The sequence below is a fragment of the Endozoicomonas sp. ONNA2 genome, assembly GCF_024606365.1.
Classification (GTDB): Bacteria; Pseudomonadota; Gammaproteobacteria; order Pseudomonadales; family Endozoicomonadaceae; genus Endozoicomonas.
The window spans coordinates 1-9,904 of the sequence record NZ_JAHHPO010001053.1; the positions used below are offsets into that span (position 1 = coordinate 1).

The 9,904-nt window shown below is 50.7% G+C and carries 8 protein-coding genes and 1 riboswitch; of the genes, 1 reads left to right on the top strand and 7 read right to left on the bottom strand.

The annotated features are described in order from the left end of the window. Positions 1-43 precede the first annotated feature (43 nt). The 5 genes from KDK14_RS18660 to KDK14_RS18680 all read right to left on the bottom strand — a co-directional run bounded on the left by KDK14_RS18660 (position 44) and on the right by KDK14_RS18680 (position 6,410). Positions 44-601, bottom strand: a complete 558-nt coding sequence (locus KDK14_RS18660) for an ATP:cob(I)alamin adenosyltransferase (RefSeq protein WP_257266709.1) — start codon at positions 599-601, stop codon at positions 44-46. A gap of 137 nt (positions 602-738) precedes the next feature. After that, entirely contained in the window at positions 739-2,589 is a 1,851-nt protein-coding gene (locus tag KDK14_RS18665; protein WP_257266710.1) for a TonB-dependent receptor domain-containing protein, read from the bottom strand. 72 nt (positions 2,590-2,661) lie between these two features. Then, positions 2,662-3,651 (bottom strand): cobalamin-binding protein, encoded by a 990-nt coding sequence (locus KDK14_RS18670; protein ID WP_257266711.1) that lies wholly within the window; start codon positions 3,649-3,651, stop codon positions 2,662-2,664. A gap of 131 nt (positions 3,652-3,782) precedes the next feature. Further along, positions 3,783-3,954, bottom strand: a riboswitch (cobalamin riboswitch). Positions 3,955-4,074: 120 nt separating this feature from the next. Further along, positions 4,075-4,683, bottom strand: coding sequence for a cob(I)yrinic acid a,c-diamide adenosyltransferase (locus KDK14_RS18675; protein ID WP_257266712.1), 609 nt, complete (start codon positions 4,681-4,683; stop codon positions 4,075-4,077). 245 nt (positions 4,684-4,928) lie between these two features. After that, positions 4,929-6,410, bottom strand: a complete 1,482-nt coding sequence (locus tag KDK14_RS18680; protein ID WP_257266713.1) for a cobyric acid synthase — start codon at positions 6,408-6,410, stop codon at positions 4,929-4,931. Between the two features lie 257 nt (positions 6,411-6,667). On the opposite strand from KDK14_RS18680, the gene waaA reads away from it, so the two are divergent. Then, on the top strand, positions 6,668-7,957 hold the full coding sequence (gene waaA / locus KDK14_RS18685) for a lipid IV(A) 3-deoxy-D-manno-octulosonic acid transferase (protein WP_257266714.1): 1,290 nt from the start codon (positions 6,668-6,670) through the stop codon (positions 7,955-7,957). Between the two features lie 6 nt (positions 7,958-7,963). Here the strand turns inward: waaA and KDK14_RS18690 are convergent, their stop codons facing one another. Then, positions 7,964-8,254, bottom strand: coding sequence for a hypothetical protein (locus tag KDK14_RS18690; RefSeq protein WP_257266715.1), 291 nt, complete (start codon positions 8,252-8,254; stop codon positions 7,964-7,966). A gap of 111 nt (positions 8,255-8,365) precedes the next feature. Next, the gene (locus KDK14_RS18695; RefSeq protein ID WP_257266716.1) at positions 8,366-9,781 is read right to left on the bottom strand and encodes a TolC family outer membrane protein; all 1,416 of its coding nucleotides are present in this window, start codon (positions 9,779-9,781) and stop codon (positions 8,366-8,368) included. Positions 9,782-9,904 lie beyond the last annotated feature (123 nt).

The window sequence follows — 9,904 nt, forward strand, 5'->3', positions numbered from 1 at the left end:
TGTGGTGAAAGTCTTTTAACTAACTATGGCAAGGCTTTCACGCTTAAGTCAGTGCATTGGGCTTCAGGCTATAGCTCAAACTCTGGTATTCAGGTTCTACAATGCCGAGCCGGCGATTGATCACCACCGTTAAACGGAAGAACAGGTTACAGAGCAGATTGCCAAACCGATGTAACTCATCCGGGACCTCAATGCCGTAAGCATCTACCTTGACCAACGCTCTCACCGCCTTTTTGCAGAGTGAACGACAACTGTGAAGTAACTGTACGGGACGGCCGCCCCTGGGAAGTACAAAGCCGTGCAGCTGGCCTTCAATCTCTTTCTGGTATTGGTCAAAGTAGCCTGCCAGCCACTGTATCTGCTGTTCAAAAATTGCCTGCTTTCCCCGGACTGAGCCATTCATATGGAATATTCCGGGCTGCAGTTGATCCAGAAAATCATAAATATCCACAAAACGCTGATCTCCTTCCAGCTCACTGATCACGCCACCGAGGGTTGCGCACAGTTCGTCGGTGATAATTTCATAATCACACAAGGGGGAGTCTTCGTAGATAAATGGGTAGCAGAGTTCGCGGATATCGCCGGAGTACTTCAGAGTCATGGCATAACCTGTTTATTGCAGAGGCAGCCTCGTTCCCACGGTCCCCGTGGGAATGCGTACGGGAGCTGGCAAACACTGCAGAGCCTATTGATAGCACGGTCTGCATTCCCACGCAGAGCGTGGGAACGAGGAGAAGTTCATAGCTCAGGCGACCAAATAAGCGTAGCGAAAACACCTCTGGGCTCATCTATATAGCCATTAGTTGTTGTATATTCTTTATCCAACACGTTGACAACCTTAAGCTGCGTTTTCAACTCAGGAGTGACATTAAGGGACGCTCTTAAATCAAAAGTACCGAATCCGGGCATTTCAAGCGTATTTGCTGCATTATCCCATGTTTTTCCCTGGACTCTAAAGGTTCCTCCAATCGCCCATTTGCCAAAATTTCTGTCAACGTTCATGGTAAAAAGCTGTTTGGCTCGGCGATGCAGCGTTTTGCCAGCATTCACCCCTGACAGATTTTCCGGGTCAACAAAACTCAAATTAGTATTTAGATCCCAGTCATAAATCCGGGAGGTTAGCACAAACTCAACTCCACGCATTCTGGCTTTGGCAATGTTTTCTGTACGACCCGCATCAGAATTATAATCGAGCATATTATCCATATCATTCTGATACAGGCTGACCGACCACTGAGTGTCCTGGCTCCAGACACCCCGTAATTCTAATTCAGCATTTCGGGCTTCTTCTGGTTTCAAATCTGGATTTGGACCATATGGAGAATAAAGGTCAATAAATGGAGGTGCTCTGAATGCTGTTCCGTAAGAGGCTATCAGACGAGTGTCTGCTGGCAAATCAAAGCCCCAGGACACACTGCCCGTAGTGTTATTGCCGTACACTTCATTCTTGTCAAAACGTCCACCTATCTGTAGATCGCTACCAGAAAAAGATGATTGATTAAGGGCAAACAACCCAACATTATAACGTTCATCAACAGCATAGTTATTACTGCTGGTTACTTTATCATCCGAATAGTCGACACCCGCAACCAGTAATTGCTCATCGGCCCAGGCAATATCATTCTGCCAGCTCAGGGAAAGGATTTCGCCCTCCGCATAGCTCGGGTAAGCTCCTGCGTCCTTTCGATCATCCCTGACATAACCTGCATCAATTTTCGTATTCCACACCGCAGTGACCGGTAAGGATGCATAAGCATTGAATGTCGTTTGTTCAAAAAATGAAATTGGATACTCCGGCGTGCTGCTACCATAACTGTTATCGTATTCAGCCTTGCCTTCGGAGTGAGAGATATTAACCCCTGCTTCAACACCATTTTCAAAACGATGGGACAAACTGCCCGAAATGGACTTATTGCGAAACGCATCATCATCCCCGTCTGAACCTAGCTGATTCGTCGTGCGATCATAGCCTTGAGTCTCAAACAGACGAGCCCCCAGATTGAACTGTGTCCTGCTAACTGACCCATTGAAGTTCAACGCATATTCGCCGGTATTTCGGCTACCACCACCAACCTTGACGGTTAATTCCGGTTCTTTTCCACCTTTTCTAGTGATGATATTGATAACGCCCCCTACTGCATCAGCGCCGTATAGCGTTGAACGCGGTCCACGGACAATTTCTATCCGTTCGATTTGATCTGGATCTAAATACTGTAAGGGAGCCTCACCAGCATAAGCTCCATTCATACGATGCCCATCAACGAGAATCAGTGTCTGCTGTGTTTTGGTACCTCGCAAATAAACACCCGTCTTACTGCCGACACCACCGGTATAGGCGATTTGAACCCCCGGTGCCTGGGTCAGAAGTTCTGTAACGGAAGTTGCCTGACTCCGCTCAATCTGCTCCCGATTAATCACCGTCACAGGAGCCAACGTCTCATCAACAGTTTGAGCGGTCCTTGCCACAGTAACAACAACCTCCTCAAGCTTATAAACCTCTTCTGCCACGGCAACAGAACTCATCACGGACATTGCCACAGCAACAGAAAGCCCGGTGCGTACAAAAATAGAACGCTGATTAAACGACACTTTATTTGCATCCTTAACGTAAGCGAATGGTCTTAAAAAATTCAGGAGTCTGCCTTTCAGAACGGACCCTGTTCATGAGGCTGGTGTCTGAGAAGCCACATATTCCCGATGGCTTGCCTTTGAGCGCACCACTTGCAATTGCCGACAGATCAGCTCTGCCCCTTCCAGAATCCTGGGCGTTGGTCTGGCAATCAAATCACTGGGTAGCGAAAACAGTTGTTGGCGCTGTACCGCCTGCAGGCTTTGCCACTGGCTCCAGTAGTCCAGCAACGCTTTGCGGGTTTGTGGGGTATCGCCTTTCGGATCGGAGCCAATAATGACCTGTGGATCACGGGTAATCAGGGATTCAACACCGATTTTGGGAATACGCCCGGAGACATCACCATAGATATTCCGGCCACCACACAAGGAAATGACATCATCAATAACCAGGCCATTACCCACCGTCATCAGTGGGGAGCGCCAGATTTCAAAGAACACCGATACCGGCTCACGGTGGCCATAATCACTGTGCAATGTGTTCAAACGATTGGTGAAGTCGCTAGCAACACGGTCCGCTGCTTTTTCGGTTCCGGCCACCTGCCCAAGAAGTCGGATCGCCTGCCCAATGCCGGCAAAATCCACCACATCGATATGAAAGGTGCTGATGCCCAGGGACTCCAGCTGCTCAATCACCTTCGGGGAATTACCTCCGGTCCAGACCACCACCAGATCGGGTTTCATGGCCAGGATGGCTTCAACATTTACGTTGGGGTAGCCCCCCACATTGGGCAGTTGTTTTACCGCTGCAGGGAAATCGCTGTGCTGATCAACCGCCATAACACGATCACCGGCACCGGCAGCAAATAGCAATTCAGTGGCACCCGGGGACAGACTGATGATGCCGGGCGCACGGGTATCCAGGCAGACAGGGCGGCCACTCATATCGGTGACACAATTCGGGCTGTCAGACTCGCTGGCCCGGACGGTACTGAAAGGTAATGACACGGCACAGGCGATAATCAGCACTGCCCGGAGCAGCCTGCTCTTCAGTGTCTTGTCTGGTACGGAGTGTGTCGTCATGGTGTCCCTGAGTCACAACCAATACTCAGGGCGGCAGGCGGCCACAGCACTTTTCAGAAAAAGCACTGCAAAGGATATGTGTTCCCAGCCGCCAGGTTACCCGCCCGGTTCAGCCTGCCTGTGCAGACTCTCTTTTTGGGCTTTGCAAAGGCAGGTATCCTGACTCTGGCGTCATCGTTCCAGGCGGCCTTCCCGGTTTAACCCAGTGGCATAAATTGCGCAGAACTCTTCCATTACAGTTGCGGGTACAGTCAGGGTTTTTCACCCTGTTCCCTCTTTATGACTTATTGGCTACATCCGAAATGAGCGGTCAAAAGCGTCGTGATTGCAACCAATCACTGACGAAACCCTTGCAAAGTTTGGCAATCCTAACCGAACATTCGTCTTAAATCACTAGGGGCTTGTCGATTTTCTGTCCTTGTTTTACTCCTGATCGGCCGTTTTGCTTTTCTCAGACGCCAGCCATAAGACTTCTCCTTCGTCCTGCAATGCGCAGTGACGGCCGAGCACATACATCAGGTCTGACAACCGATTCACAAATTTCAGCAATGGTTCGTTGATCTTTTCACCACTGTCCTGAACTGCTTCGTTTAACTCGATAATATGCCGCTCAGCCCGACGGGATACGGTTCGGGCCATATGGCAATAACAGGCAGACTGGCCACCACCTGGCAATGTGAAGTTTTTCAGTGGCGGCAATGGTTCATTGAGCTGGTCAATGAGCGCCTCAATCGCCCGGGTATGGGCTTCCTGAATAAGCTGATAACCCGGCATGGCCAGCTCACCACCCACATCAAACAGCCGGTGCTGGATATCCTGAATCTGTTGCAACTGGTGTTCAGTGACTTCATTACCCTGCTTCAGGGCGCGGATCAACAGGCCAAGCCAGCTGTTGGTTTCATCCACAGAACCGATGGCATGAAGCCTTGGGTGAGATTTTGGCAGCTGCTGGCCATCACCAATGCGGGTCATGCCTTTGTCGCCCGTTCGGGTATAGATACGGGTTAGCCGGTAGCCTTTTTGTTCAGTCATTTCTGGCGTTCATCTCCTATCTGGAAAGCCGGTTTTGAACCACAAAGGCACAAAGACACGGAGGAAGCCTTTATTTGTTTGCCGGGCGTAGCCCGGGCAAGCCCATAAAAAACTTTGTGTCTTTGTGGTTCCCTTCTTTTAACCACAAAGACACGGAGGAATTTTTTGGCACATTCATAACCCAGTTGCCATGGGCAGTCTTGTTACGCTTTCTTTGTGCCTCTGTGACTTTGTGGTTCCTGAATTCAGGGCTCAACATTACACAAGGCAAAGATTGTACCCATATCGAGATGTTTTTCGATAGCATCCGCCATTCGGTTGATACCCTCCTCCCGCAACCGGTGATAATCAATCCTTGAAGCTTGCTGCAAACCGGCCCAGGTCAAAATGGCCGTGCAGGCATCGGGCTGTTCAAACACGCCATGGAGATAGGTACCAAATATCTGACCATCGTCTGACATTACTCCGGCAACCGCCTGATCCAGCTGGATTAACGGTTTTTCCAGGGCTACGCCGGTGGTCTGTCCGGCATGAATTTCATAGCCGGTGACGGGTACCGGCTCCTGACCGGGCAGCTGCAGGGTGCCACTGACCCGGGTCAGGGTCTTCTGACGAACCATGGTGGTTTCCAGCTCCAGCAGACCCAACGCTTGTGAGCTTCCGGCGGCACCTTCAATCCCTTCCCGATCATGCACTGCCTTACCCAGCATCTGGTAACCGCCGCAAATGCCCATCAATTTGCCACCATAGCGCAGGTGCCTGAGGATATCCTGATCCCAGCCATTGTCTTTGAGAAAGGCAAGATCGGTGCGGGTATTTTTAGTCCCCGGAATGATGACCAGATCACAGTTCGGAATAGACTGGCCTTTTCCGACAAAGTGAATATTCACTTCAGGATGCAGGCGCAGAGGGTCGAAATCGGTGTGATTGCTGGTACGGGTCAGAATCGGCACAGCGACCTTCAATACCTTTTTTTGCTCATCAACATGTTGCCGGGCAATCACCGCATCTTCTGCCTCAAGATGCAACCCGTGAAGGAAAGGTAAAACGCCCAGCACCGGCTTGCCGGTCTTTCTTTCAAGCCAGCGCAGTCCGGGCTCAAGGAGTTTTACATCACCCCGAAAACGGTTAATCACATATCCTTTCACCCGCGCCTGTTCGGACTCCGGGAGCAATGCCAGGGTGCCGTACAAATGGGCGAACACCCCGCCCTTGTCAATGTCCGCAATGATAATCACCGGGCAATCCGCCGCTTCAGCAAAGCCCATATTGGCGACATCGCCTTCGCGCAGATTAATCTCGGCCGGACTGCCAGCGCCCTCCACCAGCACGTTTTGGTATTGACTCCGCAGCCGGTGCCAGGAACGCAAAATGGCGGCCATGACTTCCGGTTTACAGGCATGATATTCAGCGGCATTCATTTCCCCCACCACTCGGCCATGAACAATCACCTGGGCACCGGTATCACTGTTCGGTTTCAGCAACACAGGGTTCATGTCCGTGTGCGGTTCAAGCCCTGCCGCAGCCGCCTGCACAGCCTGGGCCCGGCCAATTTCACCACCATCCCCGGTAACGGCGCTGTTCAGGGCCATATTCTGGGGCTTGAACGGTGCTACCGGGATACCATGACGCCTGAAAACCCGGCAAAGGCCCGCGACCAGGGCACTTTTTCCAGCGTCACTGGTGGTGCCCTGTACCATCAAAGTGTGTGTTGAATTGCTGCCCATAATGGGAATTCCAGCCTGTCAGCAATAGGTGCACGGATTATAAAGGCTGACAACTGCAGGGGAAAAAATATCTAATCAAGAAGAACTTTTAACAGATTAAGGAGTCTGAATAAGTAGTTATGGAACAGAAACCCGATGAAATGGCGATTGTTTTTCATTAAAGACTTCCTGAGAACTGACCCGGCGCAATTTTCATGAAGGCAGACAGGGGCTCTGTTAATATTCAATTCCAAATTAATCTAAATCTGTATTATCTCATGAGTCGTTTCTTATATTCTCTGCTGCTTTACCTGATATCTCCCCTGGCATTGGTTCGCCTTTACTTTCGCTCCAAAAAAGCACCGGCGTACTGGCAGAGAAAAAGGGAACGATTTGGCTTCTTCAGCCTTCCCGTCCCAGACAAACCCATTATCTGGGTACACTCGGTCTCCATGGGGGAAACCATTGCCAGTGGCCCGTTGGTAAAGCAGCTGCAGCAGAACTACCCAACCCATCGCGTGTTAATCACCACCATGACACCCACAGGCTCAGCCCAGGTTGGCAAAATTCATGGCGACAGCGTGGATCATGTCTATGCCAGCTACGATCTTCCCGGTGCTGTCAGGCGATTTCTGGACAAGGTAAAACCGGTCTTGGCCATCGTTGTTGATACCGAGCTGTGGCCCAACACGATCGCAGCCTGCCATAAACGTTCGATTCCTGTGCTGGTTACCAATGCCCGACTCTCTGAACGCTCAGCCAGAGGCTATAAGCGCTTCGGTTTTCTCACTCGCCCCATGCTCAGGGAGATCAATATGGTTGCCGCCCAGAACCATGAGACTGGTCGGCGATTTCTGGAACTTGGCCTGCCCAAACAGCAGCTCAACGTGACAGGCAGTATCAAGTTTGATCTGGACGTCTCACCTGACACCATAACCGCAGGTCACGCACTTCGGCAGAAGTGGCAGCAAGGTATGGGCAGCGAGATTCGTATTCTGGTGGCCGCCAGCACCCATGAAGGCGAGGATCAACAGGTACTTGATGCGTTCAAAACCATTCTGACAGAGTTAACGGAAGTGCGCTTGCTGTTAGTCCCCAGACACCCTGAGCGGTTTGACAGTGTCCACCAGCTGGTCCTGGACAACCAGCTCCCGGTGGTCCGTCACAGCGAAGGAACCGCGCCCTCTGATGAGACCAGGGTTATTCTCGGAGACACCATGGGCGAAATGATGAAGCTGTTCGCCGCATCGGACATAGCCTTTGTGGGTGGCAGTCTAATACCCACGGGTGGGCATAATATGTTGGAACCCGCCGCACTAAACCTGCCGGTTTTGTCCGGACCACATGTATTTAATTTTGAAGAGATCAGTAATTCCCTGATTCAGGCGGGAGGTTTGAAAATTGTTAACGATAGCGAGGCGCTCGCCCGGAGCGCCATCAGCTTAGTACAGAATAAAGAGGAGTATGAAAGCATGAGTCTCCATGCCGGAGAGTTTGTCCGTGACAACCGGGGAGCACTGAAAAAGACATTGATGCTGGTTGATGATCTTATGCCATCGGACAAATAACAATTTCTAAAGTCCGGGGCGCAAGTTTGTATTGGAATACTTGGTGGCCAGCATTGAATCCACAGCAGGGTCAATATTCAAACGGCTGCCATCCACAAAGTAATAATCGTTGCCGGATTGCAACCCCTGAATGGACAATTTACCAAGAATCCGCTTCATAACCCTTTGCTGCTCTTCCAGGTCTTCATAAGCAAAAGTCTTTAGAAAAGCCTCCGCCAGAGAGCAGCCATCATCCACATAATTTTTCATCCGGGTTTCACAGTTCTTGATATGCTCATCCATGACATTATCATCCATAGTCGGGTACTAACTCAGTATAGAAGAGTGGATTCAACATTAACGGCCATTTATTGTTCTCTGCGCACCATTAAAAATGCACCATTTTTACCAAATCTCGATTATCGGCCATTAACCACGGCACTTATCCGGTACAGACAGCTCATCACTGGCATTCGTCATCCACTGGTTCAGCGCTTCCAGATCTGCCGGGCTGAGCGTACCGGCAACCTGCTTGAGCTTGAGCGTATTGACAATAAAATCATAACGGGTGTTCTGATAGTTACTGATAGAAGAGTAGAGTTGCTGCTGGGCGTCCAGAACATCAGTGATGCTGCGGGTACCCACCTCATAGCCACTCTGGGTCGCTTTCAGCGCACTTTCCGACGAGAGAATCACCTGGCAACTGGCATGAACCCGGTCCACATCCGAGGTCGCGGTTCTCAGCAGGCTACGGGTATTGGCATTGGTATCCCGAAGTTGCTGATCATAATTTTTCTGGGCCTCTTCCAGTTGGTAGCCCGCCTGACGGGTAACCGCTGTGGTGGCACCGCCAGAGAAGATCGGTAGATCAAACTGAACGCCAATAACCGTCTGCTTGCCGTCACCGGTTGGAGTCTGTGCAGGTAAACCTTCAATAATAGTCTTGGGGCTCCTTGCAGAAGAAGAGTTGCTGGAGCTGTAGTTATAACTGGCAAAGGCATTAACCGTTGGAGCATATCCGGACTTACTGGCTTTTACTTTGGACTCGAAAGCCATTATCCCTTCCCGGGAAGCTTTCAATCCCAGGTTATTGGTCAGTGCCGTATTTACCCACTCTTCGGCGTTGTCAGGTGTCGGAGCAACCACCGGCATCGCCTTTTCCAGGTGAGCAATATCGGTTACATCCTGATTGACAATGGTACGCAGCTGTTCGTAGCTGATAAATACCTGGTTTTCTGACTGAATACGGGCAACACGGGCATTGTCATAGGCTGCCCGAGCATCCAGGACATCGGTTTCGGCAATCAGGCCAACATTGTAACGTTCCTGTGCCTGGTCCATTTGCTGCTTCAATGCTCTTTCCTGGGCCTTGGCCGTCATCAGGTTATCTTCCGATCTGAGCACATTAAAATAAGACTCGGCCACACGCAGGATCAACTGCTGCCGGGCATTGGCAAATACGACAGATGCCTGATCACCAACAGACTTGGCCTGCTCAAAATTAAACCAGCTGTTCATATTGAACAGGGGCTGAGTCAATGTGGCACCCCAGCCATGGGAGTTGTAGTTATCTTTCTGGTCCCCACCACTGACATAATCACGAGTCGCTTTGTTATATTCAGTATTGGCAGACAGCCCCAGGGAGGGCAGCAATGCAGCCCGGCTCTGGTTAACAGTCTCCAGGGTCGCTTTCATGGATGCCCGGGCAGCCGCCAACTGGGCATCATTCTTCAGCGCCATACTGTAGACATCGAGCAGGTTGTACTGAGTTGGAGCAGCCTGGGCATTCAACACCGCGCCCGCCAGAGCGGCAAGCAGAAACCCTCTACGGCTATTTCGTGACATAATCTTGTGATCCTTGGAAAGTTCACCAGTCATTGGTCAACGGTTGCCAGACTGGACTTTGATTGGGGATAAGTAGCTAACCATATGAAATCATATATTTCTGACTCCTTGTGCCGACACTCT

Coding starts and splice junctions, on each gene's coding strand:
- KDK14_RS18660 (WP_257266709.1), bottom strand. CDS start 601: ATGACTCTGAAGTACTCCGGCGATATCCGCGAACTCTGCTACCCATTT.
- KDK14_RS18670 (WP_257266711.1), bottom strand. CDS start 3,651: ATGACGACACACTCCGTACCAGACAAGACACTGAAGAGCAGGCTGCTC.
- KDK14_RS18675 (WP_257266712.1), bottom strand. CDS start 4,683: ATGACTGAACAAAAAGGCTACCGGCTAACCCGTATCTATACCCGAACG.
- KDK14_RS18680 (WP_257266713.1), bottom strand. CDS start 6,410: ATGGGCAGCAATTCAACACACACTTTGATGGTACAGGGCACCACCAGT.
- waaA (WP_257266714.1), top strand. CDS start 6,668: ATGAGTCGTTTCTTATATTCTCTGCTGCTTTACCTGATATCTCCCCTG.
- KDK14_RS18690 (WP_257266715.1), bottom strand. CDS start 8,254: ATGGATGATAATGTCATGGATGAGCATATCAAGAACTGTGAAACCCGG.
- KDK14_RS18695 (WP_257266716.1), bottom strand. CDS start 9,781: ATGTCACGAAATAGCCGTAGAGGGTTTCTGCTTGCCGCTCTGGCGGGC.